Source organism: Chitinivorax sp. B (genome assembly GCF_005503445.1).
Lineage (GTDB): Bacteria > Pseudomonadota > Gammaproteobacteria > Burkholderiales > SCOH01 > Chitinivorax.
Map to the genome: position 1 here is coordinate 1 of NZ_SCOH01000013.1, position 17441 is coordinate 17441.

At 51.9% G+C, this 17441-nt stretch carries 16 protein-coding genes; 13 read left to right on the forward strand and 3 right to left on the reverse strand.

What is annotated here, in order from left to right; translation table 11 throughout:
• Nucleotides 1-677: 677 nt before the first annotated feature.
• The 4 genes from FFS57_RS09855 to FFS57_RS09870 all read left to right on the forward strand — a co-directional run bounded on the left by FFS57_RS09855 (nucleotide 678) and on the right by FFS57_RS09870 (nucleotide 3782).
• Nucleotides 678-1679 carry a DUF2059 domain-containing protein gene (locus FFS57_RS09855; protein WP_137937623.1) on the forward strand — a complete coding sequence of 334 codons (1002 nt, stop codon included), beginning with the start codon at nucleotides 678-680 and terminating at the stop codon, nucleotides 1677-1679.
• A gap of 94 nt (nucleotides 1680-1773) precedes the next feature.
• A complete protein-coding gene (locus FFS57_RS09860) occupies nucleotides 1774-2553 on the forward strand; it encodes an AraC family transcriptional regulator (RefSeq protein ID WP_171013803.1) in 780 nt (259 codons plus the stop codon).
• Between the two features lie 9 nt (nucleotides 2554-2562).
• Nucleotides 2563-2925 (forward strand): VOC family protein, encoded by a 363-nt coding sequence (locus FFS57_RS09865; protein ID WP_137937625.1) that lies wholly within the window; start codon nucleotides 2563-2565, stop codon nucleotides 2923-2925.
• Nucleotides 2926-3062: 137 nt separating this feature from the next.
• Nucleotides 3063-3782 (forward strand): pseudouridine synthase, encoded by a 720-nt coding sequence (locus FFS57_RS09870; RefSeq protein WP_137937716.1) that lies wholly within the window; start codon nucleotides 3063-3065, stop codon nucleotides 3780-3782.
• Nucleotide 3783: 1 nt separating this feature from the next.
• On the opposite strand, the gene FFS57_RS09875 is transcribed toward FFS57_RS09870, so the two are convergent.
• The 3 genes from FFS57_RS09875 to rapA form a co-directional block, all read right to left on the reverse strand.
• Nucleotides 3784-4245 (reverse strand): hypothetical protein, encoded by a 462-nt coding sequence (locus FFS57_RS09875; protein WP_137937626.1) that lies wholly within the window; start codon nucleotides 4243-4245, stop codon nucleotides 3784-3786.
• A gap of 478 nt (nucleotides 4246-4723) precedes the next feature.
• Nucleotides 4724-5296, reverse strand: coding sequence for a DUF4291 domain-containing protein (locus FFS57_RS09880; RefSeq protein WP_137937627.1), 573 nt, complete (start codon nucleotides 5294-5296; stop codon nucleotides 4724-4726).
• 72 nt (nucleotides 5297-5368) lie between these two features.
• Complete coding sequence (gene rapA, locus FFS57_RS09885) at nucleotides 5369-8224, reverse strand: RNA polymerase-associated protein RapA (protein WP_249383961.1); 2856 nt, start codon at nucleotides 8222-8224, stop codon at nucleotides 5369-5371.
• A gap of 336 nt (nucleotides 8225-8560) precedes the next feature.
• On the opposite strand from rapA, the gene cysC reads away from it, so the two are divergent.
• From cysC to FFS57_RS09930, 9 genes are all read left to right on the forward strand, one after another.
• On the forward strand, nucleotides 8561-9229 hold the full coding sequence (gene cysC, locus FFS57_RS09890; protein WP_137937628.1) for an adenylyl-sulfate kinase: 669 nt from the start codon (nucleotides 8561-8563) through the stop codon (nucleotides 9227-9229).
• Between the two features lie 171 nt (nucleotides 9230-9400).
• Entirely contained in the window at nucleotides 9401-10162 is a 762-nt protein-coding gene (locus FFS57_RS09895; RefSeq protein WP_171013805.1) for an EAL domain-containing protein, read from the forward strand.
• Nucleotides 10163-10221: 59 nt separating this feature from the next.
• Nucleotides 10222-10785 (forward strand): RBBP9/YdeN family alpha/beta hydrolase, encoded by a 564-nt coding sequence (locus FFS57_RS09900; protein WP_137937630.1) that lies wholly within the window; start codon nucleotides 10222-10224, stop codon nucleotides 10783-10785.
• 151 nt (nucleotides 10786-10936) lie between these two features.
• Nucleotides 10937-11944, forward strand: coding sequence for a sulfate ABC transporter substrate-binding protein (locus tag FFS57_RS09905; RefSeq protein ID WP_137937631.1), 1008 nt, complete (start codon nucleotides 10937-10939; stop codon nucleotides 11942-11944).
• A gap of 66 nt (nucleotides 11945-12010) precedes the next feature.
• Complete coding sequence (gene cysT, locus FFS57_RS09910; protein WP_137937632.1) at nucleotides 12011-12844, forward strand: sulfate ABC transporter permease subunit CysT; 834 nt, start codon at nucleotides 12011-12013, stop codon at nucleotides 12842-12844.
• On the forward strand, nucleotides 12844-13719 hold the full coding sequence (gene cysW, locus FFS57_RS09915; protein ID WP_137937633.1) for a sulfate ABC transporter permease subunit CysW: 876 nt from the start codon (nucleotides 12844-12846) through the stop codon (nucleotides 13717-13719). Before cysT ends, cysW begins: the two co-directional genes overlap by 1 nt.
• Before the next feature lie 37 nt (nucleotides 13720-13756).
• A complete protein-coding gene (locus tag FFS57_RS09920) occupies nucleotides 13757-14818 on the forward strand; it encodes a sulfate/molybdate ABC transporter ATP-binding protein (protein ID WP_137937634.1) in 1062 nt (353 codons plus the stop codon).
• A gap of 143 nt (nucleotides 14819-14961) precedes the next feature.
• Entirely contained in the window at nucleotides 14962-16986 is a 2025-nt protein-coding gene (locus tag FFS57_RS09925) for a cellulase family glycosylhydrolase (RefSeq protein ID WP_137937635.1), read from the forward strand.
• A 50-nt stretch (nucleotides 16987-17036) separates the two neighbouring features.
• Nucleotides 17037-17399, forward strand: coding sequence for a VOC family protein (locus FFS57_RS09930; protein ID WP_137937636.1), 363 nt, complete (start codon nucleotides 17037-17039; stop codon nucleotides 17397-17399).
• Nucleotides 17400-17441 lie beyond the last annotated feature (42 nt).

Sequence of the window (17441 nt, forward strand, 5' to 3'; positions counted from 1 at the left end):
GGATTCCAATCCGCGTACGGATTCAACCAGTAATGCATCCTCACCCAGCGTGGTGGTGAGCTGGAACAGGCGGTCGGTCGCGGTGAATTGACCGAGCAATTGCTGGAACAGTGCGGTGAGCATGGATATGTGGTTTGAGTAATGCGAACGATTGAAATATTATGCCATGAGAATGGTTTGTATCCATCATTGCTTGGCAATTCAAATAGGTTACGGCCTTGGTTTTTGGTTCACCGTTACATGATGGATTGGCCAAATCGACATTGATATTTTACAACCGTCAACAAAACCCATTTGGTGGTGTGGCGCAAACTTGCCATACCTTTGTACTGCCGCCCAACCAGAACCGCTTCACTGAGTTTTGTCAGTGGCTCTTGGAGCTTGTTCAATGTCTTATTACTTGATCGCAATCGGGGCTCATGTGCTACTTAATATCCTCATGTATCACACATGCACTTCGGTTTGTGCCGTGTGATATCGCCATGTTGGCGTTGCCCATTACTCGGCAGGTTGGTCAGCTTCATACTACGTTTACCTGACAGGAGCATGCTGGTCTCAAGTCTTTATAGCATGCAGCCTACTTTTGCTGATTCAGCTGTATGCTGGTGTCGGAATTCGCTGCATTGTGGTGCGCGCGCTACAATATTCTTTTCGCATAAATTGAATTGGATGGAGTCATGGCAAAGAAGCCTTGGTCTGCTTTACGTTCTGCTTTACTGGTTGCAACAACAGGTTTGTCGGTTTTGTTGGCCTCTTATGCTCATGCCGGTCAGGGGGCCAGTCCCGAACAGCTGCGTCAGTTGTTTGAAGTGAGCCGTTCGGCCGATTTGGTCGATAAGGTGTTGGGGATGCTGGAGCAACAAAATGCTGCAACATGGCAAAACGAGCCAAACCCTGACAAGCAGGCTGAAATGAAAACCAAGCATGAGCGGGTTGCTGCGGTGATTCGCGAGAACCTGAACTGGACCAAGTTGGAGCCAATGGCAATTGAGGTTTATCAGCGCCACTACGACGACAAGGAAGTGCAATCGGAAATCGCCTACCTGAGTACGCCGGCTGGAAAGGTCTGGTTGGATAAGGTTGCACCACTGATGGCAGATTTGCTGCCACGTACAGTGGCATATATGGAAACGCGCTTTGATGAGATCCAAAAGCGTATCCTTGCCAACAAACCTGCGCCAACCCGTCGCCCAGTCAAGCCGAAGTTGCCGACAGATACGAAAGGGAAGACTGCTTACGCGTTGGTCAGTGAATTGTCAGTGCTGAGCTCAAAGCCACAGTTTGATGCGCGCATGGCTAATCTTGAAAATGACATGTTAAGCAGCGTTGCCGCAGCAGCAGGTGGGGTAGATGATGAAACCCGCACCATGATCAAGAAGATTGCCAAGGAGCTGAAGCGTGAGGTGACCTTTGAGGAACTGAAGCCCATCATGGCCGATTCATTTGCCAGCCAGTTGAGTGAAGGCGAGATGAAGCTGTTGTTGGCCGATGTTCAACGACCAGAGCGGAAAAACCAGATTCGCCAGCGTACACAGACCGAAACAGACCTGAACACCAAGCTGAATGAGCATTTGCGGACCAATGTACTGCCTTTGTTGATGAAAGCAGCCTTGCCGGAAGCTGAACCTGCCGATGTGACGCCGTCGGATAATCCTCCTATGGCAAAGCCTGCTACGTGATGGAATCAATTGAGGATACAGGTGCTGGTATGTTGCCTGGTCCTCAATTTTTGGAGAGATGGCCACGGATCGCTTGAGTCAATCCTCGGTGCTCATGACGGCATTACCCGCCCCGGAGTTACGGCCCTGGATCAGTCACTATTGGCTGAGTTTACACAATCTGGCAGAAGCTTATGCGGTTTTGCCGGACGGAGCAGTGGACTTGGTCATCAAGATTTCACCATATGAGGCAACGGCTTGGTTGTACGGTTGCACCACGCAGCCAGTGGACGTCGCACTATCTCGTGGTTGTCACTATCTCGGTGTACGGTTTCAGCCTGGCCAGAGCAGGCATTTTATTGATGTAACTGCAGCAGAGTTGACCAATCATGCTGTGCCGGCTGCTGGTTTGCTGCGAGTGTTGATGGATATGGATACTTGGGCATGCCGACCGTGTGATTGGTTTACCCAGTTGAATCAGTTCTTCAGTCAATACCTGTCGTTGTATGCGCCCAAGATGAGCCGTATCGATGACGTAATCCGCTTGATCCGGCAAAGACAAGGGATTGTTGGTCAAGCTGAGATGGCTGACATATTTACCAGAAGCCCCAGGCAACTGGAACGGGTGTTTCTTGAAACAGTGGGTATCTCAAGCAAGTTGTTTACATTGATTGCCCGCTTTCATCATGCCAGCAGGTTGATCAAACAATATCCCAATACACCGTTTGCTGGTCTTGCTGCGATGGCTGGTTATGCTGACCAGGCGCATATGGCGCGTGATTTCCGGCGGTTGGCGGGTGTGACGCCCACACAGTTCCGTCAACATGTCGTAATTGTTCAAGACTTGGCAGATGCCACCACTGATACTGACCTCGTGACACATATCACTCATTGAGGGGGCATCATGAAACTCTGGTCTGGTGTGATTACTGACAAGGTGCAAGCATCAAGGGATTTTTACGTCAAATTGTTCGGTTGTGAGGTGGTATTTGATACCGAGTGGTTTGTGTTGCTACAGCTGGGTGGTGGAGAGATCGGCTTTTTGCAATCAGGCCACGAATCGCAAGCACCTATTTTCCAGTCAGCATTTCAGGGGCAGGGTATGTGGGTTGCCATCGATGTTGAAGATGTCGATAGGGAGCATGAGCGCATTCGGTCGCTTGGGATGTCAATTGAAGTGCCAATTCGAGATGAGCCATGGGGAGATCGCCATTTTGTGGTGATTGACCCGAATGGGATTGGTGTGGATGTTGTGCAGCGTCGATAAGGGAAACGGGGCCGCTGCTATTCAGGCTGAAGGGAGTTGGGTACCATTCGGCTCGCGTTTGGGTAGCGCAAATCGTTTCCCTACCCGACCTTTCCTTTATGACACCTTGAGTGATGATGACTGTGGCACGATCCAGCCTGCCTTTAGAGCGTATTTTGCAATCCCAGGGATTTGGAAGCCGAAAATCATGCCGGCAACGCATTGCTGCCGGTGAGGTCACTGTCAACGGGGTAGCATGTGATAATCCACAGGCGCTCTTTGAACTGGAAGATTTGCAATTTGAGATTGATAGCGTGGCATGGACTTATCAAGATCAGGTCTACCTGATGTTGCATAAGCCTGCAGGCTACGAATGCTCACGAAATCCTCAGCATCATCCGTCAGTGCTCGGATTGCTGCCGGCACCGGTGGTGGCTCGCGGTGTGCAATGTGTAGGGCGTTTGGATGAGGATACGACAGGTCTGCTGTTGTTGACTGATGACGGCGCATGGTTGCATGCGTTGACCCATCCGCGCCGACATGTTCCCAAGCGCTATTTCGCCCGGTTACGGCATGAACTTTCCGATGACATGTTGATGGGGCTGCGACAAGGCGTGCTACTGCATGGTGAAACCGAGTTGTTGGCCGCACGGGATGCAGCGCGAGTGGATACGAATGTCCTGGCATTGACGATTGAGCAGGGCAAGTATCATCAAGCCAAACGAATGGTGGCTGCGGTGAGCAATCGGGTTGATCAATTGCATCGTGATGCAATTGGTTGCTTGCAGCTGGGCGATTTACCGGAAGGGCAATGGCGTTTTCTGAGCAACGTAGAGCGGGATTTGGCTCAGCAAGATCCGGCAATCGCTACTGGCTAAATCAGGCCACAGCTGCCATTGGAAGCGATGTCATGCGTTTTGCGGATCGCTTCACACGTAAAATCACGTCTACTTTGCCGGTATGTAAAGCACGATGCAATGCATTGAAAAAAGCGGTGTCGATGACAAACCCCGCTGAGCCTGTATGTTTGGCACTCCCATCAAGCAGAAAGAAGGCTGAACGGTGGCGAATGGCCTCGCGGGTGGCCAAATCCGCAGCCACAATGCGTACACGTTTTGCCATTTGAACTGTATCAAGTCTGTCAGCCCGCCCGCGGTGAATACGATAAGCCGAGGATAAGACACAATGTCGTGCAGCCTGATCGCGATCAGTCAATTCACCATTCAGTAGAAACTGATAAGTGCCCGCAGGTAGCATCGCACCCAAGGTGCTGGGCTTCAGCTGATAACGAGTGCCATTCCAGATCAGGTGTTGACCTTCTAGTTCCATATTGATTGGCATGTCAAATCCTTCCTTTACTTCTGGGTGATGCCTGCATTGATGCAAGGTTGCCAATACTGTTTGCAACGACGGTTGCAAGAGTCGCCGTGCAACCATGCTGGTGGCATCCTAACAAGAAGCTTGAGCGACGGATAGCAAAAATTAACTATCTTTAATGTAATGGTACTTGCCAAAACACACGCGACATGCATAGAGATGCGGGGGTGCGCAACAATGAATTCAGTCGTTCTTTAAGTGGTACGTTGACAACATGATCACCCATCAAGTCTGAACCATGACTGAAGCCACATGCGTTGTAGCGGTGCTGGCGTTAGCTTCAAACAGGGTGTGTGCAGGTTATTTACAAAAAAGTCTGGGGAATTTGATCAAGCTGAAGGGATGACTGTGGCCTTGATCTGCAGCCGGTAGGTTTCGTACAACGTCTCTGGCTATGCTGGATTACATTGTAAGGCTGATACTCACCCATTAAGGGCAAGTCTTAGTTAGGTGACGGGTAAGGCTGTTCGACGGGCAGTAAGGCCCGGGCCTCAGCTGGCTGACCGGACGCAACAAGGTGGTGAATACGATGTGCTAATGGCGTGACATCGGTTATTTGCTGAATCCATTGGTTGACATAGCGAACTACGGCGTCTCCACTCAGACCGATCTGGATGGCCCGGTATGGCTGTGGCTCAAGTAATAGATTGCGCTCCGGATCCCACTGGATTCGTACTGGCTTGCTGTGCTTATATGCAATCCATTCTTCAGGTGTCATGGATTCCGGTGGATGGCTCAGACAGCTATTGGCCAGCGCCCATTCGAACCCTTCGCGGGTGATATCGATTGCCAGAATCCTGGCTTGGCCTTCGTCTTTGAATCCCCAACCAGCGCGATACATCATCCATAGGAAGGATGGTTTGATCCATGTCATCCGCTCCATCTTGAACGGCGGCGAGATGAAGGTACCTTTGTCTAGTGCAGTATCGGCAATGTGATGTGAATAGGCTTGATAGACACGAATGGTCTGGTCGTCAAAGGCAGCACGAATTTGCTGTTCGGCAGGCACTGTAATATGTCTTCAATCAGTTGATTGTGGTGTATGGAAAGCCCGCCCAGCAAGCTGGGCGGTTTACATGGATTGTAATCAGGCTGCAATGATCACACGAATGGCTTCCAAGCGAAGCTGCGCATTATCAATTGCTGTTTGCAACTGTTCTTTTTCCTGCACCAGAAAATCGATCTCAATTTGCGGTACGCTTGGGTTGACTGCACGCAATGCTTTCATGCGGGCAATTTCACCATCTTGTGCATGGTTGAGCGCTGCTGTAGCTTGCTTGATCAGCTTGGGTAAATCAGTCTCTACCTTGCGTTCGGTCATTTCCAGTATTTGTCGGATCTGCGCTTGTTGCAGACGCAGAATCTCGTTGACCACCTTACGTTCGACACCCACCCGTTCGCAGCCACGTAGGCGAATATCCAACTCAACATCACGACCATTTGGATCAATTACGTTACGCAGCAACATTGGTGGTAGAAAGCGACCGGCACGCAAATGTTTGGGTGCTGAACATTGAACGGTATACAAAGTTTCCACCATAACGGTGCCAGCCTTGATACGTGGTGACTGCATCACACTGACCACAGCATTGCCGTGTTGGCTTTCACGCATCCAGTCCAGCGCAGCGCGCACCATGGGGTGCTCCCATGTCAGGAACTGCACATCCTCACGTGACAGCGCCATGTCACGGTCGAACGTGACCAGTGTGCCTTCATCTTCCAGCGTGGGCAGATGTGGGATCAGCATGTTCTCACCGGGCTCAAGTTTCAGCACATGTCGAGAATGCTCTTCTACATCGACCCCAATGGCGCCGAAGAAGGTTTCCATGAACGCATCCAGATGACTCATGTCCTCTTCTTCAAGGATTTGCTCACATAGTTCGTCTGCAGCTGGCTGGCGGCAAGAATTCAATTCCAGCAGGCGATCACGGCCTTGCTCCAGCTCGGCCGTCAGGTGTTCATTCAGTTTTTGGCTCTGCGCAATGAGCTTGCCGATAGCATCAGTATTGGTTGGTTCGAACAGGGCAGCCAGCAGTTTTTCCTCCACCACTTCATAGAGTGTGTGGCCTGCGGGGCAAGTAGTGCGCAATGCATCGATCCCTTCGTGCATCCAGCGTAGCAATGCATGTTGAGCGGTATGCTCGAAATAAGGGATGTGCAGGTTGATGGTTTCCGTTTGTCCGATACGATCCAGACGTCCAATACGCTGCTCCAGCAAATCTGGTGACAATGGGATGTCGAACAACACCAGGTGGTGGGCGAATTGGAAGTTACGACCTTCCGAACCAATTTCTGAGCACACCAAAGCCTGTGCACCTTCCACCGGGTCGGCAAAATAGGCCGAAGCACGGTCGCGGTTGGTCAGACTCATGCCTTCATGGAATACGCCGGTACGCAGGCCTTCCAGTCGCAGCTTTTCTTCCAGGTCGATCGCAGTCAATGCACGGTGACAGATGATCAGTACCTTTTGCCCGCGCAGTTCTTCTTTCAGCAACTTGACCAACCAATTGACCCGTGGGTCGAACTTCAGCCAGTCTTCGTCTGCCAGCATTTCCGGGTAGAGCAGCGGATTGATTTCTTCCAGTGCGGCAAGGCCCAATTCGTATTTGATGGGCAGCGTCATCGGGTAGGTATGTACATCCCGACCGGGAAAGCCTTTGACCGTGGCGCGTGTGTTACGGAACAGCAATCGGCCGGTACCATGACGGTCAATCAGGTTGCTCAGTACGGTGTCGCGAGCCTGTGTGCGCTCGTCGTCCGATATCAATGGGTCTGCAAGCAAGTCGATGAGTGGTAACTGGTCTTCATCGACAAAATCTGACAATTGGCTATGCCATTCTGATGGCAGCAAGTCATTATCCAGAATGGCCTGGGCTGCTTCTGCCAGCGAGACGAAATTGGCTTCTTCTTCCAAAAATGCCGAGAAGTCGTAAAAACGATCAGGATCCAGCAGGCGAAGACGCGCAAAATGGCTAGCTTGGCCCAATTGCTCAGGTGTGGCTGTCAATAACAACACCGATGGTGTTTCACGTGCCAACTTCTCGATGGCAGCGTATTCCTTGCTGACATGATGCTCTTCCCAGATCAGATGATGGGCTTCATCGACTATCATCATGTCCCAGCCTGCTGCCAGGGCCTGTTCCAGCCGCTTGGGTTTTTTCGCCATCAGGTTGGTCGATACCAACACGATGTTTTCAGCTTCAAACGGGTTATCTTCCGTTTCGTCAAATTCGACACAGCGTTCCTCGTCGAACAGCGACACATGCAAATTGAATCGGCGCAGCATCTCTACCAGCCACTGGTGCTGCAGTGCTTCTGGTACTACGATCAACACTCGGCTGACGCGCTCGGTCAGCAATTGCTGCGAAAGGATCAAGCCAGCTTCAATTGTTTTACCCAAACCGACTTCATCTGCCAATAGCACACGGGGTGCGGCACGATTGGCAACCTCTCGTGCGATATACAACTGATGGGGGATCAGGCTGGTACGTGGGCCACGCAACCCGGTCAGGGGTGATTGTTCCAGTTCGTGCAGATGCTTGAGCGTTTCATAGCGCAGATAGAACCATTTCTCCCGGTCAAGCTGACCATTGAATAGCCGTTGCTGGGGTTGACTGAACTGCAAATAGTGGTCCAGATCACCTTCAGGCAGTTCGACCGGCTTACCGGCACGGGTACCAATGTAGGTCAGCAAGCCAGCACTTTCAGTGACATCCTGAATACTGATTTTCCAACCGAAGCGCGTACTGACAGTATCACCAGCATTGAAGTGCACGCGTGTCAGCGGGGCATTGTTACGGGCATAAACGCGGGTTTCGTCGGAGGCGGGAAAGCCAATTCTCACCAGACGGAGGTCGCATTCGATGACAACACCGAGACCCAGCTCGGTTTCGGTGTCGCTGATCCAGCGTTGACCGGGTACGAAAGTTTGCATGTTGGGCATGAGGAAATGAATCTTGCGATGGTACTAAATCTGAGCAATCTCTTCACCAAAATTGGTCCAAATGCTTGGAAAATCAAGCACCATTTTGGTTCACATGCAAAGTTTGCATTGACCCGTGGAGCAACTTGGCATCAGAGGAGGCAAGTGAATCGGGCTGCCATTTTACACGGCATTGTTTTGGCTTGGTATTTTCCTTCCTGCTTCTGGCTGGGCGCCACGCAATCTCCTGGGAGCTGACATTTAGTGAAGTTTAGGCAAAGCCGATTGCTCGAAGTTACCGTTGCGCTTCTTATCGATTTCGTAAATTCAGATAGCCATATTGGCAGATTGTAATTGATGGATACAACAAGTCGGCAATTAGTGGCTTCAGGCGAAGCTACTCATGATCAGCAGTGTGTAAGCAATGTGTTTCAGCAATCCCTGACGGTTACCCGTGGGGATCGTGAGCGCCTCAAGGGACACCGTGGTCGAGTGGTCTGGTTCACGGGATTGTCTGGCGCTGGGAAGTCCACACTTGCCAATGCGCTTGAGGTCGCACTTCACGAAAATGGATTGCATACCTATGTGTTGGATGCTGACAACATACGTCAAGGACTAAACAAGGATCTGGATTTTTCTAATGCAGATCGAGCGGAGAACGTTCGTCGGATCGCCGAGGTTGCCCGACTTATGATGGATGCTGGATTAATCGTCTTGGTGGCACTCATCTCACCATTCCGAAGGGATCGTGAACTGGCTAAGGGACTGATTGGGATAGAGGACTTTTATGAGGTTTATGTCAGCACATCGCTTGATATTTGTGAAAAGCGAGACGTGAAAGGCCTTTATAAAAAGGCCCGTACAGGCCAGCTAACCAATCTTTCTGGTGTGCAAAGTACTTATGAAGCACCGGATGCGCCTGCTCTGGTCCTGGATTGTGGGCAACTGTTGTTGTCGGATGCGATGAACATTTTGCTTGAGAATTTGGGTGTCAACCTGCAGGGAGGGGTAATGATAGGAGGCTGATTACAATCAGATGAACAAAATCTCAATTTTCAACATATTATTTTTTGGAATAAATAAATCATTGTAAATAATTTATTGTTATGTTGAGTGCCTGTTATTGTCTTACCTTCTTTATGATTGGCGTTTTGTCCTGACCCGGCATGTACGCATTAGGTAATGAGGGAGAAGGCGATGCAAGCCCACCAGTTGGCACACCATATTGAACAGATCTATAGCCAGCACTTCCTGCAGTTCCCTCCCTTTCGGATGGAACATGGGCAGGTGGTGGGGCGGTTCTTCAAATATCGGTTGATGAGTGTGTTTCACCCGGTGGTATCACTGACGGATCATGAGGTGATTGGCTGGCGGGCAGTGTTGAGGTGTGTGTCGCAGGACGAACAGTTGGTAGAGCCGTTGCGCTTGTTCGCATTGGCGTTCGATAACAGTGGATTGGTGAATCTGGATCGACTGGTACGTACTTTGCATGTCTTGAATGCACTTCATCAAGGTTTGGATGGAGGGTTATTTCTGGATGTCCACCCCCGACTGCTGGGTGTGGTGAAGGATGAACATGGGCGTTTTTTCGAACGTGTTTTGCAACAGTTTGGATTGACACCTGAGCGGATCGTAATTCACCTGCCTAGTGGTACACCGGGCGATGCAGTGCTGTTGGCAAAGGCAATTGCTAACTATCGCCAACGTGGGTATCGCGTGGCGACGAGTGCGGATTTGTCAGCCTTGGAACGCTTGGCCCATTTTGACGAGGCCAGCCGTCCGGAGCTGGCGACATTGACACTGGCGGATTCGGTGCCACTCGAATTGGTGGATTGGCGACGTCAAGCGAGTGCCGCTGGCGTTGCGACGGTCGCGTGGCATGTGGAATTGCCTGCACAGCGTGATGCCATTGAACGAGCTGAATTTGACTATGCAACCGGGCATACCTTGGTGGATTGATTGTATGGCACGCTTGCATGGTGGGCGATCTGATTTAAACGGTGAAGAGGAGATGGGCCATGTCGGTTGATGCAACGGTGTTGATACTGCCAGGGTTGTTCGATTCCGGGCCTGCCCATTGGCAGTCGCGTTGGCAGCAACGTTTGCCACGGGTCGAGCGTGTCTGTCAGAAGAATTGGTCTGAACCGGTATTGGCTAACTGGGTTGCCGCATTGGCAGCACATTTGGCACAAATCGAAGGACCGGTAGTGTTGGCGGCGCATAGCCTGGGATGCATCACAGCTGTGTACTATGCCCAACGTGGTGCACAGCAGGTGATTGGCGCGCTGTTGGTGGCGCCGGCAGATGTTGAGCGTCACAGTGCGCCAGATGTGATCAAGAATTTTGCCCCGATTCCACGTGCCCGGTTGCCCTTCCCGGCAATTGTAGTCGCCAGCGACGATGATCCTTATTGTGAATGGCAGCAAAGTGCTGTGTTGGCCGATGCTTGGGGCGCCGAGTTGGTGCAATTGCACGGCGCAGGGCATATCAATAGTGAATCGGGTCTTGGGGATTGGGAGGCAGGCTTGGAATTGTTGACTGCACTGGGGCCAAGAGTTGAAGCGATCGCAACAGTCTGGTAATCCATCTGACGGGGGAGGTGGATTGGTATCAGGCATATCTTCATATGCGATTTCGTTATAAATATTGTGTCAATCATTATTTATCTTATATAAGGCAGCGCTGCTAGACTCGATCCTCATTGCCCTGTCAGATTAGGAATGGAGATTGATCATGTTGCGATTTTCGTCGCGTTGCTTGTGTGCGTTGGCTATCGGTTTGGGGCTGGCTTTACCTTCTCTGGCCGGTGAGCCGCTGCTCAACGTCTCTTACGACGTGATGCGTGACTTCTACAAAGACCTGAACCCAGCCTTTGTAAAGCACTACAAGACCAAGCAAGGTGAAGACCTGCAGATTCAAATGTCTCATGGCGGTTCTACCAAACAGGCACGTGCGGTGATTGATGGTCTGGCTGCCGATGTGATCACCATGAACATGTCGACCGATATCGACATTCTCCATGACAAAGCGAAATTGGTACCAGACAGCTGGGCCACGCGCTTACCGAATGGTAGCGTGCCATTTACCTCGGCTTCCGTATTCATTGTTCGCAAGGGCAATCCCAAACAGATCAAGGATTGGGCTGACTTGGTCAGAGCGGGGACACAGATCATCATTCCTAACCCCAAGTTGTCAGGCAATGGTCGCTACACCTATCTGTCCGCTTGGGGGTACGCACTGAAGCAAGCTGGTGGCAATGAGCAGAAAGCCCGCGAATTTGTCGGCAGCCTGTTCAAGAATGTGCCTGTACTGGACTCTGGTGGCCGTGCAGCGACGACTACATTCATGCAACGGCAGATTGGCGATGTGTTGGTAACGTTTGAAAACGAAGCTGAGATGATTGCGCGTGAGTTTGGTCGTGGCAATTTCGAGGTCGTCTATCCATCCATTTCGGTTCAAGCGGAGCCGCCCGTAGCGGTGGTTGACAAGGTGGTGGACAAGAAAGGGACACGCAAGCAGGCAGAGGCCTATCTGGCGTTTTTATGGACACCCGAAGCTCAGGAAATTGCGGCTCAAAATTATCTGCGTCCACGCAATCCAGACGTACTGAAGAAATACGCGGTGCAGTTCCCCAAAATCAACCTGTTTACCGTGGATGAGGCTTTCGGTGGTTGGCGCAAGGCGCAGAAGCAGCATTTCGACGATGGTGGTGTGTTTGATCAGATCTATCTGAAAAAGTAATCGCTTGGCTCATGGTGGTTGTATCAGACCACCATTCTGAAAGTGCTTCAACTGCCCGGATTCATCATGCAATTCAAGCAACATAGTGTGCTGCCAGGGTTTGGCATCGGTTTGGGTTATGCCATTTTCTGGTTGTGTCTGATCGTGCTGATTCCCTTGTCGGCACTGTTACTCAAAACCGCTACGCTGACCTGGCCCGTTTTTTGGGAGATCGTGACAGCGCCGCGTGTGCTGGCGGCGTATAAACTCACCTTCGGTGCTTCGCTGCTGGGTGCATTGATCAATCTAGTGTTTGGATTGTTGGTCGCTTGGGTATTGGTGCGATATCGCTTTCCTGGTAGACGATTGGTCGACGCCCTGGTGGATTTGCCGTTTGCACTCCCTACTGCCGTGGCCGGGATTGCCTTGACCACCATCTATGCACCCAATGGCTGGATTGGCCAATACCTTGAGCCACTGGGGGTGAAAGTTGCCTTTACGCCGCTGGGGGTGGTGGTGGCATTGACCTTTATTGGGTTGCCGTTTGTAGTACGTACCGTACAACCTGTGCTGCAGGATTTGGAAGTAGAGCTTGAAGAAGCCGCTACCAGCTTGGGGGCTACACGGGTTCAGGTATTCCAGCGGGTGATTTTACCGACCGTGTGGCCCGCGCTGCTGACGGGCTTTACATTGGCATTTGCCCGTGCCATTGGCGAATACGGTTCGGTGATCTTCATTGCCGGCAACATCCCAATGGTGTCCGAGATCACACCCCTGATCATCATCGCCAAGCTCGAACAGTATGACTACACGGGGGCAGCCGCTGTAGCAGTAGTGATGCTGGCCATCAGCTTTACCCTGTTGTTGGTCATCAACTTGCTGCAGTGGTGGGGTACCCGTCGTACTGGAGGACGCCACTGATGCAAACCACAAATTTATCGAACCGTTCCATCGTTACTACCGAATCGCGTCCGATACAGTGGCTGCTGATTGGTGTGGCGTTGTTATTCTTGGCAATTTTTTTATTGATGCCGCTGGCAGCGGTATTCGCCGAGGCTTTGCGCAAGGGCTGGGCAGCCTATCTTGAAGCGCTCAATGACCCGGATGCCTGGTCGGCGATCAAGTTGACGTTGATTACCGCGGCTATTGCTGTGCCGTTGAACCTGGTGTTCGGGGTGGCGGCTGCCTGGGGTATTGCCAAGTTTGAGTTCAAAGGCAAAAGTCTACTGACCACGTTGATCGATCTGCCTTTTTCAGTCTCACCTGTGGTGGCTGGGTTGATCTACGTGCTGTTGTTTGGTGCCCAGGGTTGGTTGGGCCCCTGGCTACAGGCGAATGATATCAAGATCATATTCGCGGTGCCGGGCATTGTGCTGGCAACTGTCTTTGTCACCTTCCCGTTTGTTGCAAGAGAACTGATTCCATTGATGCAGGCGCAGGGTTCCGAAGAAGAACAGGCTGCCATGGTATTGGGTGCGTCAGGGTTTCAGATGTTCTGGCGCATCACGTTACCCAATATCAAGTGGGGGGTGCTGTATGGCGTGATTCTGTGCAATGCACGGGCCATGGGGGAGTTTGGTGCAGTCAGTGTGGTATCCGGCCATATCCGCGGCCTGACCAACACGGTGCCGTTGCATGTGGAGATTCTCTACAACGAGTACAACTTTGTCGCGGCATTCGCTTGTGCCTCGATTCTCGCCTTGCTTGCGCTGGTGACACTGGGCTTGAAGACCTGGGTGGAATGGAAGGCTGAGCGTGATATGGAAGAAGCCAAGCGCGCGGCGTACGACGAATAAACCCTACCTGGATGGGATGAGAGTATAGAGGCTGCATATGAGTATCGAGATCAGGGGTATCAATAAGCAATTCGGTGCATTCACCGCCCTTCAGGACATCAACCTGGATATCCAGACTGGCGAATTGTTGGCACTGTTAGGGCCATCTGGCTGTGGCAAGACCACCTTGCTGCGAATCATTGCTGGACTGGAAACACCAGATAGTGGACAGATTCTGTTTCATGGTGAGGACACTACCGATACTCACGTCCGGGAACGACAGGTTGGTTTTGTTTTCCAGCACTATGCATTGTTCCGTCACATGACTGTATTTGAAAATGTGGCTTTCGGCCTGCGTGTGCGGCCACGTAAAATCCGGCCGAGTGACAGCGAAATCAAGCGCAAGGTGCATGAGTTGCTGAATCTGGTACAACTGGATTGGTTGGCTGATCGTTACCCGGCGCAACTGTCCGGTGGACAGCGGCAACGGATCGCTTTGGCCCGCGCGTTGGCAGTGGAGCCAAAGGTCTTGTTGCTGGATGAGCCATTCGGGGCGCTCGACACCAAAGTTCGCAAGGAACTGCGCCGATGGTTACGCCGGCTGCACGATGAGATGCACATCACTTCAGTCTTTGTTACTCATGATCAGGAGGAAGCGCTGGAGGTAGCCGACCGCGTCGTGGTGATGAACAAGGGCAATGTTGAGCAGGTCGGTAGTCCGGATGAGGTGTATGACCAGCCAGCGACACAATTCGTCTATCAGTTCCTGGGTAATGTGAACTTGTTCCATAGTCGTGTGCATGCAGGTTTTGCAGAAATTGGCGAGGTCCGTTGGCCGGCACCGGATACGCACGACGGCCAGGCCGTGGCCTATGTCAGGCCGCACGATATCGAGATTGACCGGACGCAAATCGGCAATGCACTGTCCGCCGTGGTCAACCATGTGAGGGCTATTGGGCCGGTTGTACGACTGGAAATGACGCTGGTGGATACGCAGGAGATCGTCGAGGCAGAAATGACGCGGGATGCGTATGCAGGCCGCCAATTTAAGGAACGCGAGCGGGTATTTATTCGGCCACGACAATCCAAGGTGTTCGCAGCGGAGGATTATGTGATCTGATTGTCCGTCGATCGATGATGCATTTCAGCTATTGAAATGTTGTTGAAAATTAAAACGTTGTTATTGATTGTTGCCTGAGGACTTGCCTAAGCTGCTGCGTGTTGTTGCATGTGTTGAAAATCAACCATAACGAGGAGCACGCAATGCATCAGGCAACATCCCGGTTCCGACCGTCCACCCTATCCAAGTTATTCCATATTGGCCTGTTGCCACTATTATTGATAGGCAGGCCGTCTTACGCTGCTTTACATGATCTGGATGCAGCGGATCAATCGCCCGCAGCTCATCAGATTCGCACGGATACCAAACAAATCCAGCTGAATGGCCGCACCTTCAAGGATGCAATATTTCGCGATGGTTTGGGGCGTGAAGCCGTGTTTCGCGGTTGGAATGTTTCCGGATCGACCAAACTGGCTGAGAGTGGCTTCAAACCATTTCGGACTTTGGATGACGCACGCAGTGGGTTGAGTGATCTGCGTGCCCGCAGTGGTGCCAATGTGATCCGGCTGCTGGTGGCCTGGGAGGCTATTCATACTGCGCCAGACCGTATCAATACCGCTTACCTCGATGACATTGCCAAGCAGATTGAAGCTGCCACCGAACGGGGCATGCATGTGTTGCTGGACTATCATCAAGATCTGTATTCGCGCTTTCTGTTCAATCCCAATTCCTGGCACACCGGCAATGGTGCCCCGCAGTGGATCATTACTGGCGGAAATTACCCGGCCGAGTATTGCGGCATCATCTGCGTCAGCTGGGCGCAACATAATCTGACAGATGAGGCGGTGCGACGGGCGTTTCGTAACTTCTGGAACAACGCTCCGGTCAACACGTCAGCTGGCTGGCGCAAGGTACAGGATAGTTATCTATGGCAACTGACGGAGGCCATGCGCTATCTGCGCAACCGGTTACCCGCGACGGTCTATGACAAAGTATTGGGGTTGGACCCACTTAACGAACCAGTGGATGGTGGGATGGAAGGGTTATCTGCCAAGGATTGGGACAACCGCAAACTATGGCCGTTTTATGAACGTGTCCGACAGGCCATGGATGCAGCAGGCTGGGTAGACAAACCGGTATTCGCCGAGCCGCTGGTGTTTTGGAACAGTACGGTTGGTATTGTTGCCCCTGCCACGGGTGGCCGGCATTTGAAAGCACCGCCAGGCGGGCGTTTTGTATTCAATCCGCATTTCTATGATGGAGGTCGACAGGGCATTGACCTACGTGCGGTCAATAATGGTACCTACCTGACTCATTTCGAAGAGATTCGCGAGGAATCCCGCTTCTGGCAATCACCGCCGTTTGTCAGCGAATTTGGCATGATCTTGGGACAACGTGGTCGTAAAGATACCAATCGCACCATCAAGGCCATGTATCAGGGTATGGAGGTGACGACCTATGGTCACGCCAAGGACCGTTTCATCGATGCCTATGCTCCGGTGTTGTCTGGCACACAATGGCAGTGGGATCGTTACTATGGCCAGCATCATGAGGTGATGAATGGGAATCCGGCCAAGATCCAGACCGCGGCTGATGCCTGGAACAACGAGGACTACTCGGTGATGCGTTACAGTAATGGACAGTTGGCTTACAACATTGACCGAGCCAACGTCGAACGCATTTATCCTCGCCGGTCACAGGGCGATATCGTGCAGTTTCACTTCAATGCCTTGGTGAAGGATGCCGATGGGAAAACCCCGGAATGGGCGATGCTGAAACTGGCGGGTAAGGAATGGTTGCACGACCATGAGTTTGCGTTGTTGGTATGGCAAGGTCGCAAGAGTGATGCACCGACGGAGGTATTTCTGCCCGCCCGATTTGACCCGGCACGGACCATTGCGATCAGCGACATGGTGATCCGTAACGGCCTGCCGATTGCTACAGCCCCCAGTCAGGTCCGTAATGAAATCTTGCTGGTACGGGACATTGGTGCACAAGGTGTAACGGGTGCCGGCTTTCGTGTCATGGTGTGGGACGACCCGGATGGCCACGAGACTGCTGACAGCTGGCACTTCCTGTTGTTGGTACCACAATTGGCTGGCGAGGTGATTCATCCGGTGGTACAGGGTGAATGGCAACGTGAACTGAATCGTCTGTTGGCCAAGGGAAAAACGAGTGTGGTGTATTTGACCGGCAGCATGACCGATTTGGGCTACCCGTCGAAGTAACATGTGTTACCTCGTGGATGGAATGCCCTGCTTTGATGAAAGGAGTCAATATGGCAACGATTCGCTACCTGGTTAACGATGTCGATGTTGTCTTGTCGTTCTATGAGGCAATCGGGTTTACATTGGAAGCCCGTTGGGGGCCGCCATTTGCAATGCTGAAACGGGGTGATTTGACATTATGGTTGAGTGGCCCGGGTACATCGGCAGCCAAACCAATGCCCGATGGCACGATACCGCAACCAGGTGGGTGGAATCGCTTGGTACTCGAAGTGAATGATCTGCAAGCTGTTGTGGCGACGTTAACGCAAATGGGGATGCGTTTTCGTCATGAACCATTGAAAGGGCCAGGTGGGCGTCAGGTACTGGTGGAGGATCCGGCTGGTAATCCCGTCGAGCTGTTTCAACCTGAGTAACGAGTAACTCATTGCAATTCTGGGTATCCGGCTGTGGTTGTT

What these genes read in the sequence shown, in the direction of transcription:
- FFS57_RS09855 (WP_137937623.1), top strand. Translation starts at nt 678, where the DNA reads ATGGCAAAGAAGCCTTGGTCTGCTTTACGTTCTGCTTTACTGGTTGCA.
- FFS57_RS09860 (WP_171013803.1), top strand. Translation starts at nt 1,774, where the DNA reads ATGACGGCATTACCCGCCCCGGAGTTACGGCCCTGGATCAGTCACTAT.
- FFS57_RS09865 (WP_137937625.1), top strand. Translation starts at nt 2,563, where the DNA reads ATGAAACTCTGGTCTGGTGTGATTACTGACAAGGTGCAAGCATCAAGG.
- FFS57_RS09875 (WP_137937626.1), bottom strand. Translation starts at nt 4,245, where the DNA reads ATGCCAATCAATATGGAACTAGAAGGTCAACACCTGATCTGGAATGGC.
- rapA (WP_249383961.1), bottom strand. Translation starts at nt 8,224, where the DNA reads ATGCCCAACATGCAAACTTTCGTACCCGGTCAACGCTGGATCAGCGAC.
- cysC (WP_137937628.1), top strand. Translation starts at nt 8,561, where the DNA reads ATGGATACAACAAGTCGGCAATTAGTGGCTTCAGGCGAAGCTACTCAT.
- FFS57_RS09895 (WP_171013805.1), top strand. Translation starts at nt 9,401, where the DNA reads ATGCAAGCCCACCAGTTGGCACACCATATTGAACAGATCTATAGCCAG.
- FFS57_RS09900 (WP_137937630.1), top strand. Translation starts at nt 10,222, where the DNA reads ATGTCGGTTGATGCAACGGTGTTGATACTGCCAGGGTTGTTCGATTCC.
- FFS57_RS09905 (WP_137937631.1), top strand. Translation starts at nt 10,937, where the DNA reads ATGTTGCGATTTTCGTCGCGTTGCTTGTGTGCGTTGGCTATCGGTTTG.
- cysT (WP_137937632.1), top strand. Translation starts at nt 12,011, where the DNA reads ATGCAATTCAAGCAACATAGTGTGCTGCCAGGGTTTGGCATCGGTTTG.
- cysW (WP_137937633.1), top strand. Translation starts at nt 12,844, where the DNA reads ATGCAAACCACAAATTTATCGAACCGTTCCATCGTTACTACCGAATCG.
- FFS57_RS09920 (WP_137937634.1), top strand. Translation starts at nt 13,757, where the DNA reads ATGAGTATCGAGATCAGGGGTATCAATAAGCAATTCGGTGCATTCACC.
- FFS57_RS09925 (WP_137937635.1), top strand. Translation starts at nt 14,962, where the DNA reads ATGCATCAGGCAACATCCCGGTTCCGACCGTCCACCCTATCCAAGTTA.
- FFS57_RS09930 (WP_137937636.1), top strand. Translation starts at nt 17,037, where the DNA reads ATGGCAACGATTCGCTACCTGGTTAACGATGTCGATGTTGTCTTGTCG.